The 23881-nt window shown below is 69.8% G+C and carries 20 protein-coding genes; 15 read left to right on the top strand and 5 right to left on the bottom strand.

The annotated features are described in order from the left end of the window. The first annotated feature begins 6 nt into the window (after positions 1–6). The 10 genes from rpsD to FOH10_RS26435 all read left to right on the top strand — a co-directional run bounded on the left by rpsD (position 7) and on the right by FOH10_RS26435 (position 9388). Complete coding sequence (rpsD, locus tag FOH10_RS26480; RefSeq protein ID WP_029923718.1) at positions 7–612, top strand: 30S ribosomal protein S4; 606 nt, start codon at positions 7–9, stop codon at positions 610–612. 100 nt (positions 613–712) lie between these two features. Continuing rightward, positions 713–1771: a DNA-directed RNA polymerase subunit alpha gene (locus tag FOH10_RS26475; protein WP_029923719.1), complete on the top strand. Its 1059-nt coding sequence runs from the start codon at positions 713–715 to the stop codon at positions 1769–1771. 54 nt (positions 1772–1825) lie between these two features. Continuing rightward, positions 1826–2335 carry a 50S ribosomal protein L17 gene (gene rplQ / locus FOH10_RS26470; RefSeq protein WP_143982748.1) on the top strand — a complete coding sequence of 170 codons (510 nt, stop codon included), beginning with the start codon at positions 1826–1828 and terminating at the stop codon, positions 2333–2335. Positions 2336–2392: 57 nt separating this feature from the next. Next, positions 2393–3259 carry a tRNA pseudouridine(38-40) synthase TruA gene (gene truA, locus FOH10_RS26465; RefSeq protein ID WP_143982747.1) on the top strand — a complete coding sequence of 289 codons (867 nt, stop codon included), beginning with the start codon at positions 2393–2395 and terminating at the stop codon, positions 3257–3259. A 105-nt stretch (positions 3260–3364) separates the two neighbouring features. Next, entirely contained in the window at positions 3365–4327 is a 963-nt protein-coding gene (locus FOH10_RS26460) for an AraC-like ligand-binding domain-containing protein (protein ID WP_186000595.1), read from the top strand. Between the two features lie 114 nt (positions 4328–4441). Next, positions 4442–5434, top strand: a complete 993-nt coding sequence (locus FOH10_RS26455) for an AraC family transcriptional regulator (RefSeq protein WP_143982745.1) — start codon at positions 4442–4444, stop codon at positions 5432–5434. Positions 5435–5523: 89 nt separating this feature from the next. Next, positions 5524–6378, top strand: a complete 855-nt coding sequence (locus FOH10_RS26450; RefSeq protein ID WP_039809987.1) for a nitrilase-related carbon-nitrogen hydrolase — start codon at positions 5524–5526, stop codon at positions 6376–6378. A 53-nt stretch (positions 6379–6431) separates the two neighbouring features. Beyond that, entirely contained in the window at positions 6432–7259 is an 828-nt protein-coding gene (locus FOH10_RS26445) for an LLM class F420-dependent oxidoreductase (protein WP_143982744.1), read from the top strand. Between the two features lie 89 nt (positions 7260–7348). Next, entirely contained in the window at positions 7349–8344 is a 996-nt protein-coding gene (locus FOH10_RS26440; RefSeq protein ID WP_143982743.1) for a helix-turn-helix domain-containing protein, read from the top strand. 90 nt (positions 8345–8434) lie between these two features. Continuing rightward, the gene (locus tag FOH10_RS26435; protein ID WP_081592245.1) at positions 8435–9388 is read left to right on the top strand and encodes a nitrilase-related carbon-nitrogen hydrolase; all 954 of its coding nucleotides are present in this window, start codon (positions 8435–8437) and stop codon (positions 9386–9388) included. Between the two features lie 22 nt (positions 9389–9410). On the opposite strand, the gene FOH10_RS26430 is transcribed toward FOH10_RS26435, so the two are convergent. Then, positions 9411–9752 carry a metal-sensitive transcriptional regulator gene (locus FOH10_RS26430; protein WP_051036898.1) on the bottom strand — a complete coding sequence of 114 codons (342 nt, stop codon included), beginning with the start codon at positions 9750–9752 and terminating at the stop codon, positions 9411–9413. Positions 9753–9869: 117 nt separating this feature from the next. Here FOH10_RS26430 and FOH10_RS26425 point away from each other — a divergent pair, with 117 nt between their 5' ends. From FOH10_RS26425 to FOH10_RS26415, 3 genes are all read left to right on the top strand, one after another. Then, complete coding sequence (locus FOH10_RS26425) at positions 9870–10685, top strand: S-methyl-5'-thioadenosine phosphorylase (protein ID WP_029923729.1); 816 nt, start codon at positions 9870–9872, stop codon at positions 10683–10685. Positions 10686–11154: 469 nt separating this feature from the next. Beyond that, a complete protein-coding gene (locus FOH10_RS26420) occupies positions 11155–12258 on the top strand; it encodes an NAD-dependent epimerase/dehydratase family protein (protein WP_143982742.1) in 1104 nt (367 codons plus the stop codon). 125 nt (positions 12259–12383) lie between these two features. Further along, positions 12384–12944 carry an NADPH-dependent FMN reductase gene (locus FOH10_RS26415; RefSeq protein WP_029923731.1) on the top strand — a complete coding sequence of 187 codons (561 nt, stop codon included), beginning with the start codon at positions 12384–12386 and terminating at the stop codon, positions 12942–12944. Between the two features lie 3 nt (positions 12945–12947). Here the strand turns inward: FOH10_RS26415 and eccE are convergent, their stop codons facing one another. After that, complete coding sequence (eccE, locus tag FOH10_RS26410) at positions 12948–14627, bottom strand: type VII secretion protein EccE (RefSeq protein ID WP_244961385.1); 1680 nt, start codon at positions 14625–14627, stop codon at positions 12948–12950. A gap of 130 nt (positions 14628–14757) precedes the next feature. On the opposite strand from eccE, the gene eccB reads away from it, so the two are divergent. Further along, a complete protein-coding gene (gene eccB, locus FOH10_RS26405) occupies positions 14758–16236 on the top strand; it encodes a type VII secretion protein EccB (protein ID WP_143982741.1) in 1479 nt (492 codons plus the stop codon). A 36-nt stretch (positions 16237–16272) separates the two neighbouring features. On the opposite strand, the gene FOH10_RS26400 is transcribed toward eccB, so the two are convergent. The 3 genes from FOH10_RS26400 to eccD all read right to left on the bottom strand — a co-directional run bounded on the left by FOH10_RS26400 (position 16273) and on the right by eccD (position 19706). Further along, positions 16273–16581: a hypothetical protein gene (locus FOH10_RS26400; RefSeq protein ID WP_039809956.1), complete on the bottom strand. Its 309-nt coding sequence runs from the start codon at positions 16579–16581 to the stop codon at positions 16273–16275. Positions 16582–16738: 157 nt separating this feature from the next. Beyond that, positions 16739–18211, bottom strand: a complete 1473-nt coding sequence (gene mycP, locus FOH10_RS26395) for a type VII secretion-associated serine protease mycosin (RefSeq protein WP_143982740.1) — start codon at positions 18209–18211, stop codon at positions 16739–16741. A 10-nt stretch (positions 18212–18221) separates the two neighbouring features. Beyond that, positions 18222–19706 carry a type VII secretion integral membrane protein EccD gene (eccD, locus tag FOH10_RS26390; protein ID WP_244961383.1) on the bottom strand — a complete coding sequence of 495 codons (1485 nt, stop codon included), beginning with the start codon at positions 19704–19706 and terminating at the stop codon, positions 18222–18224. A 145-nt stretch (positions 19707–19851) separates the two neighbouring features. Here eccD and eccCa point away from each other — a divergent pair, with 145 nt between their 5' ends. After that, a complete protein-coding gene (gene eccCa, locus FOH10_RS26385; protein ID WP_143982739.1) occupies positions 19852–23877 on the top strand; it encodes a type VII secretion protein EccCa in 4026 nt (1341 codons plus the stop codon). The last annotated feature ends 4 nt before the right edge of the window (positions 23878–23881 follow it).

Here is a 23881-nt window from a genome sequence, read left to right as displayed (position 1 = left end):
TAGAAAATGGCTCGTTACACCGGCCCTATCACCCGCAAGTCGCGTCGTCTGCGTGTCGACCTCGTCGGAGGCGACCAGGCGTTCGAGCGTCGTCCTTACCCGCCCGGCCAGCACGGCCGCGCGCGGATCAAGGAGTCCGAGTACCTGATGCAGCTGCAGGAGAAGCAGAAGGCTCGCTTCTCCTACGGCGTCATGGAGAAGCAGTTCCGCCGCTACTACGAAGAGGCGAACCGCCAGAAGGGCAAGACCGGCGACAACCTGCTGCGTCTGCTCGAGTCGCGGCTCGACAACGTCGTGTACCGCGCCGGTCTGGCCCGCACCCGTCGTCAGGCTCGTCAGCTCGTGTCGCACGGCCACTTCACCGTCAACGGTGTGAAGGTCGACGTGCCGTCGTTCCAGGTCTCCCAGTACGACATCATCGATGTCAAGGAGAAGTCGGCCGGCTACCTGCCGTTCCAGATCGCGCGTGAGACCTACGGCGAGCGTCCGGTTCCGGGCTGGCTGCAGGTCGTCCCGGGCCGACTGCGGATTCTGGTGCACCAGCTCCCCGAGCGTGCGCAGATCGATGTTCCGCTGCAGGAACAGCTGATCGTCGAGTTCTACTCGAAGTAGGCGCTCACCGCGCCGCTGGTGGGGGACCGACGAAAAACGGTCCCCCGCAATCCATGTCGTGAGCGTCAAATAGCGGGCGCTCTTGAAGGAGGAACAGTCCATGCTGATTTCACAGCGACCGACGCTGACCGAAGAGGTCGTTTCCGAGAATCGCTCCCGGTTCACCATCGAACCGCTGGAGCCGGGCTTCGGCTACACCCTCGGCAACTCGCTGCGCCGCACCCTGCTCTCGAGCATCCCGGGTGCCGCGGTCACCAGCATCCGCATCGACGGCGTGCTGCACGAGTTCACCACGGTTCCGGGCGTGAAGGAAGATGTCACCGACATCATCCTGAACCTCAAGGGCCTCGTGGTGTCGTCCGAAGAGGACGAGCCGGTCACCATGTACGTGCGCAAGCAGGGCCCGGGCACCGTCACCGCCGGTGACATCGTGCCGCCGGCCGGTGTGACCGTCCACAACCCGGACATGCACATCGCCACCCTGAACGACAAGGGCAAGCTGGAGATCGAGCTCGTGGTCGAGCGCGGTCGCGGCTACGTCCCTGCCGTGCAGAACAAGGCCTCGGGCGCGGAAATCGGCCGGATTCCGGTGGATTCGATCTACTCCCCGGTCCTGAAGGTGACCTACAAGGTCGAGGCGACTCGTGTCGAGCAGCGCACCGACTTCGACCGGCTCATCCTGGATGTCGAGACCAAGAACTCGATCTCCGCGCGGGATGCGCTGGCGTCGGCCGGTAAGACCCTGGTCGAGCTGTTCGGTCTGGCTCGTGAGCTCAACGTCGAGGCGGAAGGCATCGAGATCGGGCCCAGCCCGGCCGAGGCCGACCACATCGCGTCCTTCGGGCTGCCGATCGAGGATCTGGATCTGACCGTGCGGTCCTACAACTGCCTCAAGCGCGAGGGTGTGCACACCGTCGGCGAGCTGGTTGCCCGCACCGAGTCCGATCTGCTGGACATCCGCAACTTCGGACAGAAGTCCATCGACGAGGTCAAGGTCAAGCTGCATTCGCTGGGCCTCTCGCTGAAGGACTCCCCGGCCTCCTTCGATCCGTCCAGCGTCGTCGGCTACGACGCCGCCAGCGGCACCTGGAGCGACAGCGGCTCGTTCAGCGACACCGACAGCGGCGAGCAGGACTACGCCGAAACCGAACAGCTCTAAGGCCGCGCGGGGTGTAGCGCCCCGAGCCGGCCTTCAACACAGGAGATTCCAACAATGCCCAAGCCCAAGAAGGGTGCCCGCTTCGGCGGGTCGGCGTCGCACCAGAAGGCGATCTACGCCAACCTGGCCACGGCGCTCTTCGAGCACGGTCGGATCACGACCACCGAGGCCAAGGCCAAGGCGCTGCGCCCCTACGCCGAGAAGCTCGTCACCAAGGCGAAGGCCGGCACCCTTGCCGACCGTCGCGAGGTCATGAAGGTGATCCGCCGCAAGGACATCGTGCACGCTCTCTTCGCGGAGATCGGCCCGTCCTTCGACGGTCGCGAGGGTGGCTACACCCGCATCATCAAGACCGTTCCCCGCAAGGGTGACAACGCGCCGATGGCGATCATCGAGCTGGTCCGGGAGAAGACCGTGACCAACGAGGCCGATCGCGCCCGCCGCGTTGCCGCTTCGCAGAAGAAGGTCGACGAGGCCAAGGTCGAAGAGGCCAAGGCCGAGGAGAAGGCCGACGAGGCCGAGGCCGTCGCCGAGGCGCCCGCTGAGGAGAAGAAGGAAGACTGACGTCTGCCGTCTTCGGAGTCGAGCCCGTCGTCCCCTCCGGGGCGGCGGGCTTTACTCATGTCAATCCAGGAGGTCGCTGTGACGGTGGCGGATTCGGAGCCGGGTGCGGTGCGGGTGCGGCTGGATATCGGCTATGACGGGACCGACTTCATCGGCTGGGCCCGCCAGCCCGGGTTGCGCACCGTGCAGGGTGTGCTCGAGGAGTCGCTGAGCAAGGTGCTGCGCGAGCCCGTGCAGCTGACCGTGGCCGGGCGCACCGACGCGGGGGTGCACGCCGAGGGGCAGGTCGCGCATTTCGACACCCGCGCCGAGGTGGACGGGCCGCGGCTGGTGCACCGGCTGGCGCGGTTCCTGCCGAAGGACGTGCGGGTCAAGGCGGTGAGTTTCCCGCCCGCGGAATTCGACGCCCGCTTCTCCGCCGTCCGCCGCCACTACGCCTACCGCCTCACCACCGCGCCCTACGGCGCGGAGCCGTTGCAGGCGCGCAGCGTGGTCGCCTGCCGCTCCGACGTCGATCTGGACGCCATGCGCGCCGCGTCGCGAGAACTGTTGGGGCTGCACGATTTCGCCGCTTTCTGCCGCCGCCGCGAAGGCGCCACCACGGTACGTGAACTCCAGCGGTTCGACTGGGAGCGCGCCGGCGATCTGCTCACCGCCCACGTGAGCGCCGACGCGTTCTGCTGGTCCATGGTCCGCAGCCTGGTGGGTGCGGTCCTGGCGGTCGGCGAGGGGCGGCGCACGCCGGAGTGGGTGGCGGGCCTGCTGCTCGAACGGGAACGTTCCAGCGCGGTGACCGTGGCCCCGGCGCACGGCCTGAGCCTGGTCGCCGTCGACTATCCGTCCGCCGCCGAACTGGCCGCCCGCAATGCCCAGACGCGAGAGGTGCGCACCGTGCCCGGCGCTGAGGGCTGCTGCGGCAGTTGAGTATTCGCACAGCTGTCCGTTCGGGAGATGAGGAGTAGTCGTGTCGACCTGCCATGCCGCCATCACCGTGCTCGGAGTGACCGCCGCCGGAGGGAGCGGCAGACGGTGACCAGCTGGGTGCCGGATATCCGCGAGGTCGAGATCCGCTCCGGAGCCGAGGTCTCGTCGGGTGAGGCGTTTCAGCGCTGGGAAGCGCATATGAGTGAGACGTACTTCCCGCTGGCCGTATCGCCCACCGCGCCGCATCACTTCCACGGCTGGATCAGCCACGGCAGATACGGCGGCGTGGAGCTGTCGGCGGTCGGGTCGACGCCGCAGCGGGTGCGGCGCACCGCGCGGGCGGTCGCCGATGCCGAGGAGGAGTACCTGCTGGCCGGGATCTTCGTCCGAGGCCAGGGGCGGTTGCATCAGGGTGACCGGGTCGCCGAGCTGCGTCCCGGCATGATGGTGCTCTACGGCAGCGGGGAGCGGTACCACTGGGAGATCGAGGGCCGGTGGGAGAAGGCGGTCGTGCAGGTCCCGCTGAGCCGACTGCGTGAGCACAGCGGGATCACCCTGGACGAGGTGCCGACCGTGGTGGCGCTGCCCGGTAACTCCGCGACCGGTGTGGTGGCCCGCTATTTCCAGGGCCTGGCCGGAATCCAGCGCACCGATCCGGACCAGGCGGCGGTACTGGCGGCTCCGGCCATGGACATGCTCGTCTCCGCGGTGACCCTGGCCGCGGGTAGTGAGCGGTCCACCCCGGACGCCTTCGCCCGCGAGCGGGTGCTGGACTACATGCGCGCCCACCGCACCGATCCGGGCCTCACCGTCGATCGGATCGCCCAGGGCTGCCTGATGTCCCGGCGTACCCTGTATCGGGTCTTCGACGAGATCGAGGGCGGCCCGGCGGCGGTGCTGCGGCGGATGCGGGTGGATTACGCGTGCGAGCTGCTGACGAAATCGGCATTGCCCATCGCGGCGGTGGCGCGGGCGTCCGGCTTTCTCACCGAGCGGCACTTCTACCGGGCCTTCCGGCTGGAGAAGGGGGTCACCCCGGCGGCGTTCCGGGTGTCCGACCTCGCCTGATGTGCGCCCGATTTGTCCGATCGAATTCGCTTATCTGCGAATGTGAAGCGAGCGAACTCATAGCGTCGATCGGAATGCTGGGAGTTCCGGCCCACTCGGTGGGAAGATAGCGGTGTGGGCCGACCGATTGCCGCCACCGCCGAGGTCATATCGACCTCGGATGTTTCGCCGCGCCAAGCCTTCGAACAATGGGAGGCCATCGTCGCCGACACCGTGGTGCCGGCGACCGTCGCGCCGCTGGCACAGGGGCACTGGCACGGCCAGCTGACCTGCACCCAGTTCGAGCGCTCCAGCGTGACCCTGATGCGCGCCAGCGCGCAGCGGGTGATCCGATCGCGTAAACAGGTGGATCAGTCCACCGACGAGTTCTTCCTCGCCAATTTCGTCGTCGACGGGGTCAACTGGACCGAGCAGCAGGGGCGGCGCGCCGAGACCGACACCGGATCCATCGCCTTCTTCGACAGCGGGCGGCCGCTGGTCAGCCTCACCACGGACAACGCGCTGTCGGTGATCGTGCGCGCCCCGATGGACCAGCTGCTCGAACACTCCGGCCTGACCCGAGACGAACTGCCGATTGCCACGGCCATGCCCACCGACGGCGCACTCGGCGTGGTGACCGGATTCTTCCGCGGGCTGGCCGAACTGCCGCCCGGTGAAAGCGACCGAGCGGCAAACGTACTCGGCACCCAGTGCGTGGAGATGCTCGCTTCGGCGGTGTTGCTGGCCACGGGCGGCAATACCGCCGCGCCCACCGACTCGATCTTCACCCGGCGGCAGGTGCTGGCCTACCTACGTCGCCGGTTCACCGACCCGGACCTCACCATGGACGAGGTCGCGCACGCCTGCCTGGTCTCGCGGCGCACGCTCTATCGCGTCTGCGCCGGGTTCGGCGGGCCCGCCGCGCTGGTACGGCGCATGCGCATCGAGCACGCCCGCAAACTGTTGCGCGCCGATCCCTCCCGGCCGCTGTCGGCCATCGCCTTCGCCTCCGGTTTCGGCACCGAGCGGCACTTCTATCGCGCCTTCCGCGACGAGACCGGGATGACGCCGGGCGAATTCCGCACCGGTCTCGGTCCCGACAGCCAACCAGGCACGCACGGTCGGTAGCACGGCACGAGATGTCGGTGTGCCCCGGCACTCACCTGGCGAAGGGTGATTGCACCGTCAATCAACGGTGAGTGTCGAGGGGAGGCGAGGTGCTTTCGAAAGTGCGAGTCGCGGCGGTGCAAGCCGAGCCGCGCTGGTTGGACCTGCGCGCCGGCGTGGAGCAGACCGTGGAACTGATCACGGAGGCGGCCGCCGGCGGAGCGCGATTGGTCGCCTTCCCCGAGGCGTTCCTGCCCGGATATCCGTGGTGGCTGTGGTTGGACTCGGTCGGTGGGGGACCCGGGTTCTTCGCCCGCTACCGGACCAATTCGATGATCGTGGGCCGTGCCGAGTTCCGCCGCATCACCGATGCGGCGCGGCGGAATCGGATTCACGTGGTGTTGGGATTCAGCGAACGATCCGGCAACGACCTGTACCTGTCGCAGGGCTTGATCGACGATCGCGGGAATCTCGTCGGATTGCGGCGCAAACCGGAGCCGACGGAACTGGAGGCGAAGATCTTCACGCCCGGAGATCGGGTGCAGCCCTACGTATTCCGCTCCGCCATCGGGCGGATCGGCATGCACGGCGGGTCCGAGCAGCTGCGACTGCCCGCCCGGCAGGATCTCGAGCGTGCCGGGGCACAGCTGCACGTGGTGTCCTGGCCGGGCTTCATCGTCGCCAAGGAGGTGGGCTGGGGCGTGCGGGTGAACACCGCCGCCACGCTCTGGTACGCGGTGGTGGGCGGCATGTTCGTGATCGCGCCGTGTGCCGTCATGGATGTCGCGGGCAGTGAACAGCGCCGCGGGCCGGACGCGGGCAAGCGGCTGGTGCGCGGACCGGGCGGGCACACCCGGATCTACGCACCCGGCGGGCGGGAACTGGCCGCACCGCTGGTGGGCGGAGCCGAGGGCATTCTCTTCGCCGACGTCGAACTCGATCTCAGCGCGGTGCACGCGGCCTGAACGGCGGCGGTGACGGTGGAATAGCCGAGTGCGCAATAGAGTTCGCTCTCGGTATGACGGAACTCGGAAGATTCGGTGTCTGGCGTGCCCACGGGGGATTCACCTCGGAAGAGGCCCGGGAGCTGGAGCGGCTCGGCTACGGGACGCTGTGGCTGGGTGGATCGCCGCCGGCCGAGCTGCCGGGCGTGGCGGAACTGCTCGCCGCCACCGAGACCATCAGCGTGGCCACCAGCATCGTGAATGTCTGGTCGGCCCCGGCCAAGGAGGTGGCCGAGTCCTTCCATCGCCTCGACGCCCGCTATCCGGGACGATTCCTGCTCGGCATCGGTGCGGGCCATCCGGAGATGACCGGTGAATACCGTAAGCCCTACGAGGTGCTTGTCGAATACCTCGACGAGTTGGACCGCGCGGGGGTGCCGAAGGAACGGCGCGCCCTGGCCGCGCTCGGTCCGCGAGTGCTGCGACTCGCCGGTGATCGCACCGCCGGCGCGCTGCCGTATCTGGTCACCCCCGATCACACTCGCGGTGCGCGCGAGATTCTCGGGCCGGACGCACTGCTGGCCGTGGAGCACAAGGTGGTGCTGGATACCGATCCGGTGCGCGCCCGGGCGCAGGCGATACCGCGGGTGGAGTTCTATCTCGACCTCCGGAATTACGCGAGCAATCTGCGGCGGTTGGGATTCCAGGACGCCGATCTGGTGAAACCGGGCAGTGCTCGGCTGCTGGACGCCCTGGTGGCGCACGGAAGCGCGAAATCCGTTGTGGAACAGTTGATTCACCACATCGACGCCGGTGCCGACCATGTGGTTCTGCAGGTTCTCGACGACGATTCGATGGCGACGCTGCGCACACTCGCGCCACTGCTGCACGAGTCGTCGTGAACGGAAGCCGACTGTAAGCGCGGTCATTGGGATCGGCGCCGGGAATCTGAGAGACTGCAACGCAATCATCGACGTACACCAGGTGCAAGGTGAGTGCGGAATTGAATCGGTCGGCGCTCGAACGAATCGAGCTGCGATCCGGTGCCGACGAGTCGGCGGCGGAGGTATTCGAGCAGTGGGAGGCGCTGCTCGGGGACAGCTATGTGCCGCTGGCGTCCGCACCGCTGCCGTCCGGGACTTTTCACGGACGGATCGAACTGGGCCACTATGACGACATGGACTTGTCCACCGTCGGATCGACGCCGCAGGAGGCGCGGCGCACGAATGGTCTGATCGCGCGGTCGAGCGACGAGTATCTGATCGCGACCGTTCAGCTCGGTGGGCACGGGCGGTTGTATCAGGACGGCCGGGTCGCCGAGGTGGGGCCCGGCTCGCTGGTGTTCCTCAACACCACCCGGCCCTATCACTGGGTGATTCCCGAGGAATGGGAAATGGCGGTCGTGCGGGTGCCGCTGGCGCGAATACGGGAACTCACCGGACTCGTCGACGACGAATTGCCGACCGCCAGCGCCGTATCGCACGACAGTCCCGCCGGGGTGGTGGCGCGGTACTTCCGGGACCTGGCCGAACTGCAGGGACGGGAACCGGATCAGGCGCGGTTGCTCATGGCGCCGGGAATGGATCTGCTCGCCTCAGCGGTCACCCTGGCGGCCGGAGGGGCGGAGTCCGAGCAGTCCGCGGACGCCTTCGCGCGTCAGCGGGTACTCGACTTCATGCGCGCCCGCTGCACCGATCCCGAGCTCACCGTCGATCGAATAGCCGACGGCTGCGCGATGTCGCGCCGCACCCTGTACCGCGTGTTCGACGATTTCGAGGAGGGCCCGGCCGCGGTATTGCGGCGAATGCGGGTGGAACACGCCTGCGAAATGCTCGCCCGAGACTCTATGCTGCCCATAGCGGTTGTCGCCGCCGCATCGGGATTCCTCACCGAACGGCATTTCTATCGGGCCTTCCGAGTCGAAAAGGGCACGACCCCGGCCTCATTCAGGGTGGTGGGCCGCCGCACTGGCACGGACGGTCGGTAACCAGGCACGGATAGGCATTGTGCGGCAACCCGTTCCTGCAAAGAATGCGAAGACGAAGGGGTTTACGCGGGAGTTGCCGAGGGAGAGAAAGTGCGGGTCGCTGTCGTTCAAGCAGAGCCGAAATGGCAACTGCGCGCCGGAATCGAACATATTGTCGAATTGATGGGCGCTGCCGCTGCGGCTGGTGCGGAACTGATCGCATTCCCCGAGGCTTTCGTACCCGGCTATCCGTGGTGGGTATCGCCGGATGGGCGCGGTGCGGCGGAATCCGTTGCGCACTACCGCTCCAACGCCATGACCCGCGACGGCGCGGAAATGCGTGCGGTACTCGACGCGGCCCGGGAGTATCGAATACACGTGGTGTTCGGATTCGTGGAGCGGTGTGATCGCCGCGTATTCATGACACAGGCCGTCATCGACGACACCGGGACGGTGCTGTCGCTGCGCCGCAAACCGGGACTGAACAGCCAGGAGCGGCGCGTGTTCAGCGCGGGCACGCCGGGCCTGCCGACGGTGCACCGCAGCCGCATCGGACGCTTGGGCGCCCTGTCCGGGCAGGAGAATTCGCGGCCGCTGTTCACCCGCGCCATGCGCGCCGACGGACAGCAGATCCACGTCGCGGCCTGGCCCGGATTCCTCACCGCCGGGGATACCGCCGGAATCGGCGCGCCCACCACGGCGAGCCGGTTGTACGCGATCGAGGGCGGCGCATTCGTACTGGCCCCGTGCGCGGTGGTGGGGTCGGCCGGACTGTCGGTGCCCGGGGTGAACGCGCGACTGGCGCGCGGCGGGGGCTACGCGCGCATCTTCGGCTCGGACGGAGCCGAATTGGCCACTCCCCTCGCCGAGGACGAGGAGGGTTTCCTCTACGCCGATCTGAATCTCGGCGTCGGCCGGGTCGATCCGCCGCTGCGCGATCTGCTCGGCGCACCGCCGGTGGTCGCACCCGACGCCCCGGCCGCCACGCGCCGCCGGGGCTCCCGCGATACGGCGGCCGCGCCGGGCGCCGAGCGGATCCGTCTCGTGGGGCGCGAAAGCGCTTGATACCGCAGCCGCGTACCCGGGCTCAGCTGCGTACCAGGCGGGCGATGGCGTCGGTGGCTTCCTTGATCTTGGCCTCGGCTTCCGGTCCGCCCGCGACGGCGGCGTCCACCACGCAGTGGCTGATGTGATCCTCGAGCAGGCCCATGGCGACGGCCTGGAGGGCCTTGGTCATGGCCGAGACCTGGGTGAGGATGTCGATGCAGTACTTCTCCTCCTCGACCATGCGCTGCAGGCCGCGGGCCTGGCCTTCGATACGGCGCAGGCGCTTGAGGTAGTCGTCCTTGGCGGTGATGTAGCCGTGCGTGGCGTGATCGTGGCACGACTCGGCCGCCTCGACAGTGGTGTTCTCGTCGGTCACCGGCATACCCTCACTCCCGGCCGTGTCGGCCCTCGCCCGCTAATACCCCCCTAGGGTACACGTGCGCGCGGGCCGTCACCACCTGACACCGACACCCATGCACGGATACGCAAGAATCGGGGCATGAGTGCGGATCCTCGGGCCACGCTGGCCATTATCGGCGGCAGCGGGTTCTACGACTTCTTCGGTGACGACGCGACCACGGTCGAGGCCGAGACGCCTTACGGCGCGCCGAGCGCCCCGATCACCATCGGCACGGTGGAGGGGCGGTCGGTGGCCTTCCTGCCCCGGCACGGCCGCAAGCACGAGTACTCGCCGCACACGGTGCCCTACCGCGCCAATATGTGGGCGCTGCGCTCGCTCGGCGTGCGGCGGATCTTCGGTCCGTGCGCGGTGGGCAGCCTGCGCGCCGATTGGGGGCCGGGCACCGTCGCCGTACCCGACCAGCTGGTGGACCGCACCTCCGGCCGCGACCAGACCTTCTTCGACGCGGGCGGGGTGCACGTCGCCTTCGCCGATCCGTACTGCGCCGAACTGCGCGCGGCCGCCGTCTCGGCCGCCGTCACCGAACTCCCCATGAAGGACCACGGCACCATGGTGGTCGTGCAGGGGCCGCGCTTCTCCACCCGCGCCGAGAGCCGCTGGTTCGCCGGACAGGGCTGGGAACTGGTGAACATGACCGGGCATCCCGAGGCCGTCCTCGCCCGCGAACTCGAAATGTGCTACAGCGCAATCGCTCTGGTCACCGATCTGGACGCCGGGCTGGAGTCCGGCGAGGGCGTCTCCGCCGCGGCCGTGTTCGCCGAGTTCGAACGCAACCTGGTCCCGTTCAAAACCCTGGTGCGCCGTGCCGTCGCCGCCGTCGACCGCGACGACACCTGCGACCACTGCCGCGTGCACGCGGGCACGGGCGTGAAACTGCCGTTCGAACTGCCGTAACCGGTCGGGTGCCCGTACCGGGCAGCGGTGGTGGACGTACTCGCTCGGGGCCGGATCCGCGTGCGCCACGCGCGACGCATCGGCCGTTGGTCATGCGACCGCACGGGGATGCCCGGACTGGTCCGCCCCGGCACCGGCGACGGCAAGGACGGAGCCCGAGGTGATCGGACCGGGGCGGGGTGCGCGGCCGCTGTCGTTGCGTGCGGTGTCGTTTCGGGCTGCGGCCGGTGCGGCGGCCGTCCCGGCGGCTCGGAACGTTGTGCGGGGTTGCCTCCGGCGAGTGCGTGCGGTCGTGCCGGGGGGACCTTCGCTTCGCCGGAACCGGCGGCGGGCGTATTCGGGGCGAGAATCGGAAACGTTGGGGTCGGTCGTTATGGCTCCGGGCCCGGCCGAATCGCGGTGTGCGGCGCGATCGCAGGGGCGTGCGTTGGCCCGGCCCGGGGTGTCGCCGCTCGCTTACGCTGGGGGCATGAGCGTGGGTGATGGGCCGGGGGAGCGGTCGCGGGTGCTGGTGACCGGGGCGGCCGGGTTCATCGGGGGGCATGTGCGGCGGGCGCTGGCGGCGGCCGGGCACGAGGTGGTCGCGGTGGACAGCATGTGGGAGGACGTGCACGGGTCGGACGCCGAACCGCCGCAGGGGGTTTCGGTGGTCGATGTGCGCGATGCCGACGCACTGACGGAGTTGCTGCCCGGTATCGACGTGGTGTGCCACCTGGCGGGTGCCGGGCCCGGCGCGGTCGACGCGGAGGCGGTGGACCCGAGCCGGATGCCCGGCGCGGATCTCATGCGGGGCGCGTCGGTGTTCGTGGCGCACAACGACGCCGCGACCGCGACGCTGCTGGCGGCCATGGAGCGGGCCGGCGTGCGGCGGCTGGTACTGGCCTCGTCGGTGGCGGTCTACGGGGAGGGGCGGTATCGCGGAATGCGGGGTGGGGTGTTCCATCCGGGTCTGCGGCGGCGGCGCGATCTGGATCGGGGAATGTTCGATCACCGGGCCCCGCGCACGGGCGATCTGCTGACCTGGGAGCCGGTGGGCGAGGATGCGCCGGTGCGGCCCCGGAGCGCCTATGCGGCAAGCAAAGTCGCGCAGGAGAACTACGCGCTGGCATGGGCGGCGCAGCCGGGGGTGTCGGCCACGGTGCTGCGATACCACCACGTGTACGGCGACCCGGTGTGTCCGGTGCGGACGGCGGAAGCCGGTGTGGTGGCGCGCTTCCGTGCCGAACTCGCGGCCGGACGCGCCCCGCACATCTTCGAGGACGGCGGCCAGACCCGGGATTTCGTGCACGTGCGCGATGTCGCCGCCGCCACGGTGGCGGCCGTCCGCCAGCACCTGCCCGGCTTCGTGCCGCTGAATATCGCCTCGGGCCGACCGGTCACCGTCTGGCAGGTCGCCTCCCTGCTGGCCAAGGCCCTGGGCGGCCCCGAACCCGTCGTCACCGGCCGGTACCGCGCCACCGATATCCGGCACCTGGTCGCCAACCCCGAACGTGCCCGCCGCGCCCTCGATTTCACCCCGCGCATCCCACCCGCCCAGGGCCTCGCCGCCTACGCCACCGGCACCCAGCCCTGACCGCCCGCCGCGGCGATGGACCACCGGGTCGGGGGCGGCGGCCGTCGAGGCGGGGGATCGGGATGCGCGACACCCGGTCAGCGTGCGGTGCGCCACCGGTTTCCGCTCGGGGTTAGGCTGCGCGCATGGATGATCCGGTGCGGCTCGAGGTTATCGTGGCCAGTACGCGGCCGGGGCGGTTCGCGCCGGTGGTGGCGGACTGGTTTCTGCGGGCGGCGCGGGGAGACGGGCGATTCGATGTCGGAGTGGTGGATCTGCTCGATACGCCGCTGCCGGTGGATCTGAGCGAGACGCCCGAGGTGCTGGCGTACCGGGAGCGGGTGGCGGCCGCGGACGCCTTCGTGGCGGTGACGTCGGAGTACAACCACGGGTATCCGGCGTCGTTGAAGACGGCGCTGGATTCGGCCAAACGGGAGTGGCGGGGTAAACCGATCGGCTTCGTCAGTTACGGCGGACTGTCGGGTGGCCTGCGTGCGGTGGAGCAGCTGCGGCAGGTGGTGGCCGAGATCCACATGGTGTCGATTCGCGAGACCGTGAGTTTCCACGAGGCCAAGCGCAAGTTCGACGCGGCGGGCGAGACCGCCGACGGTGCGGCCGTCGACGCCGCCGGGCGGCTGCTGCGCCAGCTCGACTGGTGGGGCCGGCACCTGCGGGCGGCGCGGGCGTCGGAGCCGTATCCCGGTTGAGCCTCACCGGGTCTGGGCGTGTGCCCCGCGCGGTCGGCCGATGTAGGTGGTCTCGCTCGGGATGGACACCAGGGTCAGTTCCTCCCGAGTGGTGCCGGTGCGCAAGGTGATTCGGTTGCCGACGGCTCCGGGCTGGTGGATGGACAGCTCGGGCCTGGTGTCCGGCCAGCCGAGCGGGTCGCCGGTGAGGTAGACGGTGGTGATGCCCGCGTGCGGTGCGGGCGCGAGCACGCCGTCGACGACGGTGGCGGTGAAATCGGCGTCGGGCTGGTGGGTTTCGGTGGCGATGGTGAGCCGCTCCGGATTGCCGATGGTGGTGACGAGGTGCTCCCAGGAGTGCGGTCGGTCGGTGCGGATCAGCACCCGTTCCCCGATGGCCAGCGCCCGGAATATCAGCTGCTGGGCGAGATAGAGCTCGCCCGCCACGTACACGCGGGAAATCCCCTGTCCGACCAGGCGGATGGCGACGCCGCGGCCCTCGGCGTCGGATCCGAGCAGTTGCCCGCAGCCCGCGGACGGCAGCCGCAGCGCGTCGAGATCGGCGACGGGGAATTCGTCGGTCGGCACCGCGGCGTCCGCTCCGGGCAGGGCCAGCGGCAGGTGGGCGAGCAGTCCGTCGCGGTGGCGTCCGTTCATCGAGATCATGTGCGGCTGTAGGGGTTTCTCGGGCAGCTCGCGCATGGTCAACCGCCACGCCGCCCCGACTCGCACGGTGTGCGCCGACCGTCCCGGACGCAGCCGCACCACCACGGTGGTGCCTCGGGTCGGCGGCACCCAGAGGCTGTCGAGCACGTCGGTGCCGAGCCGCCGGGGGTCCACCGCCGCACCGATGTTCACGCCGTTGCCGACCTCGGCCCCCCGCCACTGCTGGGTGAGTTCGCGCGGGTCCAGACCGCCGGTCACCTGCACCGCCGCCTGCCGGATCTCGGGAGCGGTGAGAATGCGCGCCGTGCAGTCCGCGTCGGCGAGGGTGCGCACGACGCGCTGGGTGGCGATGCTGACCGCGCGGCAGGCCCCGCTCAGGCCGCCGCCGCGCCGTCGTGCCGCCTGCGGGCACCACAGCGGGTCGAACGCGATGGCCAGCCACACCGTGCGGTGCGCGGTGGCGGGCAGCGGTCCCAGCAGTTTCTCGTAGCTGGCACCGGCGGGAGTGCCGGAGCGGCTGCGGAATCCGTGCGCGACGATATCGATCCCGGCGAGCAGGATGTCGTGTTGCCGCAGGCATGTCGCCAGTTCCGGCAGCGGCAGCAGATGGGAGGCGTGCACGGTACCGCTGCCGAGCCGGGTCAGTCCGCCCTTGGTGGCGAGCACCTCCACGACGGCGACCACTCGGCTGCCGTCGCGGTAGATCCCGAGGGAGCGGCCGTCGGCGGCGCGGAAGTCGAGGGTGTCGCCGATGCGGTAGGCGCGCTGTCTCCGGTAGTACCACCAGGTCGCGAGCCAAGAGGAAACTGGTCGTTTGCCTAATGGAATCAGCAGTGCCGCCATGAGCGCCAGGCCGACCGCCACCGCCGCCCACCACGTCGCCCCGCAGGCGAATGCGGCCAACCCCGCCGCCAGCCCGGCCAGTTGCGCGCCCACCAGATCCGGCAGGGTGATCCAGCCGAGCAACGGGCGGCCCGGTGGCGGCGGCGCGGTCGGCGGATCGGTGGGTGCGGCGGTCTCGCCCGGTGCGGCCATCATGGTCCCCCAACTTCCGTCGGCGGCCGCCGGTGGCGACCCAAATCGGACAAAGACCAGGTGCGATAGGAATCGGCTGTCAGCGGAACTGTACTGTGTCGAGCGAACTCGATGACCCGTCGGGGGAGAATCCATGCCTTCGAAACCGACCACGCGCTGGCAGGTGAGCGGCTACCGCTTCCTGGTCCGCCGCATGGAACACGCACTGGTGCGCCGGGACGTGCGAATGCTGCACGACCCGATGCGCTCGCAGTCGCGCGCGTTCGCGGTCGGCCTGGTGCTCGCCCTGGTCGCCCTGGCTGGTTGCGGAGTATTAGCGCTACTGCGTCCGCAGGACAAGATGGGCAACAGCACCATCCTCATCGGCAAGGATTCCGGTGCGGTTTACGTGGTCATCGACGGTGTGGTGCATCCGGCGCTCAATCTCGCCTCGGCCCGGTTGGCGGCGGGCGAGGCCGCCGCACCCGCCACCGTCAAGGAATCGGAACTGGGCAAGAAGCCACGCGGCCAGCTCATCGGCATTCCGGGCGCGCCCGCCTCGCTGAACTTCGACGACAGCGGACGCGGCCGTGCCTGGACGGTCTGCGACACGCTCGCCAGTGACGGCAGCGGCGAGCTGACCACCGCCGTGCTGGCCGGTGATCCGGAACTGGCGGAGAAGGCGGGTCCGCTGGCCGCTGGCCGGGCGCTGCTGGTGCGGGGCCGTGAGTCCGCGTACCTGGTGTACGACGATCGGCGGGCCCGGGTGGACATGAACGACCGCGCCGTCGTCGATGCCCTCGGTATTCGCGGTATGACGCCGCGCCCCGTCAGTGAGGGGCTGCTCAACGCCATCCCCGAGGTGCTGCCCATCGTGCCGCCGCCCATCGCGGATGTCGGTGCGGCACCGGGCTATCCGCTCGGTGATCACCGGATCGGCGATGTGGTGCAGGTGCGCACCGACGGCAGTCACTACGTGGTGCTGGCCGACGGCCTGCAACCGGTGTCGGAGCTGACGGCCGATATCGTCCGCAACACCTACCGCGCCACGCCGACCGATACCCATATCGCCCAAGCGGATCGGACGGCGGCCCCGGTCTCCTCGGCACTGCGGGTCGCCGACTATCCGGCGGCCGCCCCCGAGATCATCGACGGCAAGGACCAACCCGTGGCCTGCCTGTCCTGGCAACCCGTTCCGGTCGCCGACAAGTCCGAGGGCAGCACCCGCGCGGAGCTGACCGTGCTGACCGGGCACACCGTGCCGATCCCGGATCGGGCGCGGCTGGTCTCCTTCGCCCAGGCCGACGGCTCCGGGCCGCACGCGGACGCCTTCTATATGCCGCCGGGCGCGGGCGCGTATGCGCAATCCACGGGAATCGAACCCGATAGCGAGCGCCGCGACAGCCTCTTCTACATCTCCGATTTCGGGGTGCGCTACGGCATCGTGGACCTCGACGCGGCGAAGGCGCTCGGCATGGACCCCGACAGCGTCCGACCGGAGCGCGCGCCCTGGCAGCTGATCGGCCTGCTGGCGCCGGGCCCGGCCCTGAGCCGGGCCGCCGCCATGGTCGCGCACGACGGTGTCGCCCCGGACGCAAACCCCGCGAAAGAGCCGGTGCGGACCCAGAATTGAGCCGGGGCCGGGCATGTGACCCGACCCCGGCGCCGACTACACCGTGGTCGCCAGCCAGGCGATGGTTTCCTTGGTGTGGGTACCGCTGCGCGGCGCGAGCGCCTTGCCCTCGACCACGACCTCGTTCATTCGAATGCGGAAGCCCTTGGTGGTGACGTCCGCGATGCGGACACCCGGGGTGTCCGGACCGTTGAAGGTCTGCACCATCGGAATGACGATCACGTGGGAATTCGGCGGGAACGGCGTCGGGAAGGTCACCTCGGTGAAGGTGCCGGTCTGCCCTCCCCGCAGTTCGGCTTCGTTCGGGGCGTCCAGGTCGATGAGGCCGGTCAGCATCATGCTCATGGGAATCTCCTGTGCGCGAAATGGATGGTCATGTCGAGCCTCATTGCGCGGCATGACTTCAGTGTGGCGCGTTCCCGGGTAGTTTCGGGTAGTAATCGAAAGTCTATTTCTGTTCGCGCACAACACTTTTCGTGCCAACCGGATCGTATGTGTCCGTTCAATCACGCGTGCCGAGGCGGCGGCGCAGCGGGAAGGAGGCCAGCCAGCCCAGGGTCAGCAGCAGGGCGATCACGGCGGTGCCGATCAGTGCCGTGTCCCGGGCCGTGGTGTCGGGCGGGGGCGGGGGTGTCGGGAGGGGGAGTTGTTCGCTGCGGGCGGCGCTGGAGCGTTTGGGCGGCAGCTGGTCCGGCACCTCGGCGGTGAGGGCGGCGACGGGATCGACAGCGCCGTAGCCGATGTAGGGGTTCCAGCCCTCGGCCGGTGCGTGCGCGGTGGCCTGGATGCGGTCGATGACCTGTCGCGCCCGCAGCTCGGGGAAGCGTGCCCGCACCAGCGCGGCCACGCCCGCCACGTACGGCGCGGCGAAACTGGTGCCGCTGTACGGAGTCAGCTGCCCCTGCCGGGTGAACTTGGCGGTGGTGAGGCCGGTATTGCGTGGATCCAGGGAGATGATGTTCTCCCCGGGGGCCGCCACGCCCACCCAGGGGCCGGGGACGGTGAAACCCGAAGGCTGGCCGAAGGAGTCGACCGAACCGACGGACAGTACGTACTCGTCCCACAGTGCCGGGGCCACGTAGGAGACGACGGTGTCCCAGGGGTCGCGGTCGGGATGCAGCGGGTCCGGACCCGGATTGCTCGCCCGGCAGGTGTCGGTGTTGCCCGCCGAGGTGACGATGACCGCGTCCTTCTCCAGCGCCGCGTATTGCACTGCCGCGCCGAGCATTCCGAACTCCCGGCTGTCGGGACGAGCGGTGGGGCAGGCCACCAGGGAGATATTGATGACGCGCGCACCGGCGTCGGCCGCGCGGCGCACCGCCGATGCCAGCGCGGAGATCTTGCCGTAGCCGTCGGGCATATCGTCCGGACCCTTGTCGCGCCCAGCCCCTTTCGCCTGGTACAGCGCGCTGGTCTGGCGGATGGTCAGCACCCGCGCCTCCGGGGCGACACCAGCGAAGCCCTGCCCCTCCACCCTGGTGGCCGCGATCAGACCGGCGACCAGAGTGCCGTGGGCATCGCAGTCCTCGGTGCCGTCGCCCCCGATCGCCACGTAGTCGCCGTCGGCGATGAGCCCGGGCAACCGTGGATGCGGCGTCACCCCGGTGTCGATGACCGCCACCAACTGCCCGGCCCCCCGGGAGAACCGCCAGGCGTGCTCCAGTTCCAGCGACCGCTGCGCGGGCGGAATCGTCGGGCCGCCGCCCCCGGCCTGGGTGCTGATGCACGGCGCGTTGGGCGGATGCTCGGTCTCGGTGGGCGGTGCGGCGGGACCTCCGGCGGGCAGCAGCCCGGCATCGATCGCGGGCGGCCGCTCCGCCCGCGCGGGCGCGGCGGTGAAACCGGTGCCCACCGAAACACTCAGGGCCAATACGGAAGCCGCCGCGAGCGCCCGAAGCCCATTGCCACACCGCGTGATTCGTGCGGCGAGTGCCGTTGTTCGCGGCGAGCTGGGCGCGGTGGCGTGCGGCGACATGGGGGCTCGATCAGAGGCCGCGGACGAGGGCGAAGAGCTGAGTCACCCAGAACACCAGCGGAATGACCGCCGCCACGAACGCGTACTCGAGCAGTTCCACCGCGCGGCGCATGGGCGGGGTGGCCTGCTGGTTGGGCAGGATCATGCCGAGGACCAGGGTCGCGCCCAGCACGACCATGGCCGCGCCGAAGACGAGCAGGGGCTGCTGCATGCGCAGGGCCGCGCCCGCCAGGATGAGCAGGACGATGGCCGCGCCGCCCGCGACGAGCGGAACGGCCTGCGCCGCGCCCGCGTAGGTACGGCTGCGGAACATGAGCACCGCCGCGCACACCAGCGCCAGCGCCAGCCCCGGCCGGTAGACGTCCGTACCCGCGGGGTCGGCGGCGGCCAGCGCACCGGTGGCCGTGACCAGCGTCGTGGCGGCCACCAGGCCGGTGAGAAAGCGGCGGGCCGCCTCGGCCGCGGCACGCAGCGCCTCCAGGGTGGGCAGCGCGCGATGGTCGTCGGGATCGTCCTCGGTGGGGTCGATGGGCGTGCCCGGCGCGGGGACCGGCGGCAGCGGCAGCCCGGCCAGCAGCATGGACAGCCGGGGCGCGAGCGCCAGCCCGGCCAGCCCGAGCCCGGCCGCACCCGCCCCGATGGAGCGTACGGGCAGGTCGGTGAGCAGTCCGACCAGTGCGGCGGGCACCGCGTACACCGTCACCGTGGCGACGCCGAGGAACAGGCCGGGGCTTACCCCGGCCCCGCGCCAGGCCAGGATCGCCACCGCGCCCAGCAGGGCCGCGCCGAGCAGCAGATTGGCCCAGCCGTAGTGGTCGGGCACGAAGAGCATCCCCGCGGTGGCCGCCAGCGGCAGCGCGCACCCGCCCAGCACCAGCGCGGTCCCGCCGTCCTCGTACAGGCGGGCCAGCACCGTGCTCGCCACGACCAGCAGCACGGTGACGAACAGCGCCACCGCACCGCTCACCCAGCCGGGAACGGCATCGGGTGCGGCGAGCAGTCCGAGGCAGCCGACCAGCGTGGCGGCGACCGCCAGCACCGACCCGGTCAGCCGCGCCGTGCCGGGCGTCCAGCCCCGGTAGTGGTCGGCGTCGGCGATGGCGACGTTGTACATGATGTCGTCGAACAGCGGTGTGGGAGCGATGTGTTCGGCGCTCTCCAGCATGAGCAGCTCACCGTCGCGCACCCCCTGTTCGGTCAGGCTGAGCGAGTTGGCCAGGGGCGGTTCACCGATGCGGGCGAGCACCCATTCGTGCGGTTCGACATCCTCGTCGTCGTCGTGGTCGAAGTCGTTGGCGCGGCTGTGCTGGGCGACCATGTCGACGACGCTGGGAATGACGAGCGCGACCGGAACATCGAGCGGAATGGCGGTATCCACCTGGGTGTGTTTGGCCAGGATGGTGACCCGTGCCAGGTCGGGGGCGCGGACGGTGCCGCGGGCGTCGTCGAGTTGATCCATTCGCGCGTTCACGCTGTCGCCAACTTTCGCTGTCACCTCTTTATCGGCGAGTTCGCCGATTCGCGGCGACGCCGTGATGTGCGGAATTGCTGCCCGCACTGTACGTCATGTCGGATGCTGGCCGTACACTGAGGCCGAATTCGGCAGTCTGGTCACGAACCCTATGGGGGATTTCCGTCAGATGAGCACCGTCCGGTTTCAGCGCCGTCCCCGCCGGGAGATTCCGCGTTCTCCCGGCGGGGAGGTGACATTGCAGCCGCCGCCGGAAATTCCCCGGAACATTCCCGCGAATCTGTTCACCAAACTCATGCCGCTCGTCATGGTCGTGGGCATGCTCGGCATGGTGGTGCTGCTGTTCACCTCGGGCAGCGGGATCGCCACCAATCCCATGAGCCTCATGTTCCCGATGATGATGGTGGTGTCCATGGTCGGCATGTATGCCGGGCAGGGCGGCAAGGGGCAGAAGGCGGCCGAGGCCGACGAGGACCGCAAGGACTATCTGCGCTATCTGGACCAGGTGCGTCGGGATGTGGCCGAGACCGCCGCGCGGCAGCGCGCCGCGGTTCAGTGGAGCCATCCCGAGCCCGGCCTGGTCTGGATGCTGGCCGGGACCACCCGCATGTGGGAGCGCAGGCCGGGTGACAAGGACTTCTGCCATGCGCGCATCGGGGTGGGCGGGCAGCGGCTCGCCACCCGGCTGGTCGCGCCGGAGACCGGGCCGGTGGAGGAGTTGGAGCCCATCGCGGCGGTGTCGCTGCGGCGGTTCGTGCGCACCCACTCCACCGTGCCGGACCTGCCGACCGCCATCGCGGTGAAGGGTTTCGCGAGTATCCAGCTGGGCGGCGATCGGGCGCAGGCGCGGGATATGACGCGCGCGATGCTGTTGCAGCTGGCCATGTTCCAGGGCCCCGACCAGGTGCTGATCGCGGTGGTGTGCGGTCCGGACACCGCGCGCGAATGGGAGTGGGTGAAATGGCTGCCGCACAGCCAGCATCCGGAGGCGTGCGACGGCGTCGGCTCCGAGCGCATGGTCTACGGCTCCATTCGGCAGGCGCACGCGGGCCTGCGTCCGCTGCTGCACAACCGGGTTCGCTACTCGCGCAATCAGCCGCCCGACCCCGCCCTGGTGCAGGTGGTGGTCGTGGTGGACGGCGGGCTGCTGGAAGCCGACGAGGATCCGTTGCGGGAGACCGGATTCGAGGGGGTGACCGTCGCCGACCTGTGCAATTATGCTCCGCGCCTGGCGGTTTCGCGCGGTATCCAGATGGTGGTGGAGGATGGTGACTGTTCGGGCCGGGGCGCGTCCGGGGCCATGGAGCGCTTCGCCCGGATCGACCGGGTCACCGCGCGCGAGGCGGAGCGGGCGGCACGGCGGTTGGCTCCGTATCGGCCGGTGGTGCGGCGCGGAACCGAACCCACCGGGGACGAGGGGGAGGTCATCTCCTCCTGGGCGCAATTGCTCGGTCTCGGGGATATCGGCGGTTTCAACCCGGAGCAGGCGTGGCGGCCGCGCTACGGCCGGGAGCGACTGCGGGTGCCGTTCGGGGTGGGGGCCGATGGATTGCCGGTCGTTCTCGATATCAAAGAGGCCGCCGAGGGCGGAATGGGCCCGCATGGTTTGTGCATTGGCGCGACCGGTTCCGGCAAATCGGAATTTCTTCGCACATTGGTGCTTTCGCTGATTGCCACACATTCGCCGGATCAGCTGAACTTCGTCCTCGTCGACTTCAAAGGCGGCGCGACATTCCTCGGATTGGACGGCGTCGCGCATATCGCCGCCATCATCACCAATCTCGAAGAGGAAGCCGATCTGGTGGACCGCATGCGCGACGCCCTGGCGGGTGAGATGAATCGCCGCCAGGAGCTGTTGCGCGCGGCGGGAAATTTCGCCAATGTGTCCGAATACGAGAAGGCCCGGGCGGCCGGGGCGGATCTCGACCCCATGCCCGCGCTGTTCGTGGTGCTGGACGAATTCTCCGAACTGCTCTCCCAACATCCGGACTTCGCGGAGCTGTTCACCATGATCGGACGGTTGGGCCGGTCGCTGCACGTGCACCTGCTACTGGCCTCCCAGCGATTGGAGGAGGGGCGGCTCAAGGGCCTGGAGAGTCACCTGTCCTATCGGATCGGACTGAAGACCTTCTCCGCCAACGAGTCCCGCCAGGTGCTGGGGGTGCCGGACGCCTACAACCTGCCCAACAATCCCGGCGGCGGCTACCTCAAGTCCGATTCGGGGGAGATCGTGCGCTTCCAGTCCGCGTACGTGTCCGGGCCGTATGTGGGCGGCGGGTCGCACCGCGAACCGAGCGCCGGCGGCGGGACTCCGGCGGTCGATGTGGCGGCGCGACCGTTCACCGCCACGCACGTGGACTACCGTGCGGGCGACTATCTTCCGGCCGCGCCGGAGCCGGTGCCCGACGAGCCGGCACCTGACGCCGAGCAGATCTCGAACCTGCAGATGCTGGTGTCCCGGGTGCGCGGACACGGGCGGGCGGCGCACGAGATCTGGCTGCCGCCCCTGGAGCACGCCCCGACCCTGGATCAGCTCATCCCCCGGTCGGTGCTCACCGGTGAGCACGCCCCGGTGGCGACGCTGCGGGCGCCGATCGGCATCGTGGACCGGCCCTACGATCAGCGGCGCGATCCGCTGGTGGTGGACCTGTCCGGATCGCGCGGGCATGTGGCGGTGGTCGGCGGACCGCAGTCCGGCAAGTCGACGGCGCTGCGGTCGCTGATCATGGCCATGTCGCTCACCCATACCGCCGAGCAGATCCAGTTCTACTGCCTCGACTTCGGCGGCGGCACCCTGGTCGGGCTCCAGGGGCTGCCGCAGGTCGGCGCGGTGGCGAGTCGGCTCGACGCGGATCAGGTGCGGCGCACCGTCGCCGAGATGGTCACCCTGGTGCGCCAGCGCGAGGCGCGGTTCCGGCAGCTCGGCATCGAATCCATGGCGGAGTTCCGGCGGTTGCGCGCCGACGATCCGACGGCCAGCCCGGCCGCCGCCGGAGCCCAGCAGGATCCCTTCGGCGACGTCTTCCTGGTCATCGACGGCTACGGCACCTTCCGTCAGGAGTTCGAGACCCTGGAACAGACCGTCATGAACCTCGCGGGCCAGGGGCTCTCCTACGGTGTGCACGTGGTCATCACGCTGGCGCGGTGGCCGGAGGCGCGACCCGCGCTCAAGGATCAGATCGGCACCCGTATCGAACTGCGCCTCGGCGATCCCATGGATTCGGATCTCGGCCGCAAATTCGCCGCGCTGGTGCCCATGGGGCGTCCCGGTCGCGGTATGACGCCGGACTGCCTGCACATGCTCACCGCGCTGCCGCGGGTCGACGGCGTCTCCGATCCGGTGACCCTGGGCACCGGGGTGGCCGCGGCGGTGGCGGCCATCGCCGCGGCGACCCCCGGCCGGGCCGCGCCGCCGGTGCGCATGCTGCCCGAGCGGCTGCCGCGCGAAGACCTGCTGCGGATGGCCGGGAACTGGCCCGCCGGCGTGTACCCGGGGGCCGCCTGCCTGCGCTTTCCGATCGGCATCAACGAATCCGAACTCGCCCCCGTCTACCTCGACTTCGCCGCCAGCCCGCACTTCCTGGTCATCGGCGATTCGGAGTGCGGCAAGACCACGCTGCTGCGCGCCCTGGTGCAGTCCATCTGCGCCGCGAACACCCCGGATCAGGCGCGGCTCATCGTGGGGGACTACCGACGCGGCATGCTCGGCACCATCCCGCAGGGCTACCAGGCCGGATACGCCTCCACCGCACCGCAGTTCACCCAGAACATGACCGATCTGGCCGCCTACGTCGCCCAGCGCACGCCCGGGCCGGACGTCACGCCGCAGCAGCTCAAGGACCGCTCCTGGTGGTCGGGGCCCGAGCTCTACGTCATCGTGGACGACTACGATCTGGTGGCCACCTCCTCCGGCAATCCGCTGCACGCCCTGGTGGACCAGCTCGCGCATGCCCGTGACCTGGGCTTCCATCTGATCGTGGCGCGGCGGTCCGGTGGTGCGGGGCGTGCCATGTACGAGGCCACGCTCAATCGCATGAAGGAGCTCAATTCGGCGGCGCTGATCATGAGTTGCAGCCGGGACGAGGGCACCCTCGTGGGGTCGGTCCGCCCGTCGCCGCAACCGCCGGGGCGCGGCACCTACGTCACCCGGGCCGCCGAGGAGCTCATTCAGCTCGGCTGGCTGCCGCCGGTGTGATGAC

This window comes from Nocardia otitidiscaviarum (genome assembly GCF_007362295.1).
In the GTDB taxonomy this organism is placed as follows: domain Bacteria; phylum Actinomycetota; class Actinomycetes; order Mycobacteriales; family Mycobacteriaceae; genus Nocardia; species Nocardia otitidiscaviarum.
Note: the sequence above shows the minus strand (reverse complement) of the source record. Positions and strands in the feature narration are given on the sequence as shown.

Coding starts and splice junctions, on each gene's coding strand:
- rpsD (WP_029923718.1), top strand. CDS start 7: ATGGCTCGTTACACCGGCCCTATCACCCGCAAGTCGCGTCGTCTGCGT.
- FOH10_RS26475 (WP_029923719.1), top strand. CDS start 713: ATGCTGATTTCACAGCGACCGACGCTGACCGAAGAGGTCGTTTCCGAG.
- rplQ (WP_143982748.1), top strand. CDS start 1,826: ATGCCCAAGCCCAAGAAGGGTGCCCGCTTCGGCGGGTCGGCGTCGCAC.
- truA (WP_143982747.1), top strand. CDS start 2,393: ATGTCAATCCAGGAGGTCGCTGTGACGGTGGCGGATTCGGAGCCGGGT.
- FOH10_RS26445 (WP_143982744.1), top strand. CDS start 6,432: ATGACGGAACTCGGAAGATTCGGTGTCTGGCGTGCCCACGGGGGATTC.
- FOH10_RS26430 (WP_051036898.1), bottom strand. CDS start 9,752: ATGCCGGTGACCGACGAGAACACCACTGTCGAGGCGGCCGAGTCGTGC.
- FOH10_RS26425 (WP_029923729.1), top strand. CDS start 9,870: ATGAGTGCGGATCCTCGGGCCACGCTGGCCATTATCGGCGGCAGCGGG.
- FOH10_RS26420 (WP_143982742.1), top strand. CDS start 11,155: ATGAGCGTGGGTGATGGGCCGGGGGAGCGGTCGCGGGTGCTGGTGACC.
- FOH10_RS26415 (WP_029923731.1), top strand. CDS start 12,384: ATGGATGATCCGGTGCGGCTCGAGGTTATCGTGGCCAGTACGCGGCCG.
- eccE (WP_244961385.1), bottom strand. CDS start 14,627: ATGATGGCCGCACCGGGCGAGACCGCCGCACCCACCGATCCGCCGACC.
- eccB (WP_143982741.1), top strand. CDS start 14,758: ATGCCTTCGAAACCGACCACGCGCTGGCAGGTGAGCGGCTACCGCTTC.
- FOH10_RS26400 (WP_039809956.1), bottom strand. CDS start 16,581: ATGAGCATGATGCTGACCGGCCTCATCGACCTGGACGCCCCGAACGAA.
- mycP (WP_143982740.1), bottom strand. CDS start 18,211: ATGTCGCCGCACGCCACCGCGCCCAGCTCGCCGCGAACAACGGCACTC.
- eccCa (WP_143982739.1), top strand. CDS start 19,852: ATGAGCACCGTCCGGTTTCAGCGCCGTCCCCGCCGGGAGATTCCGCGT.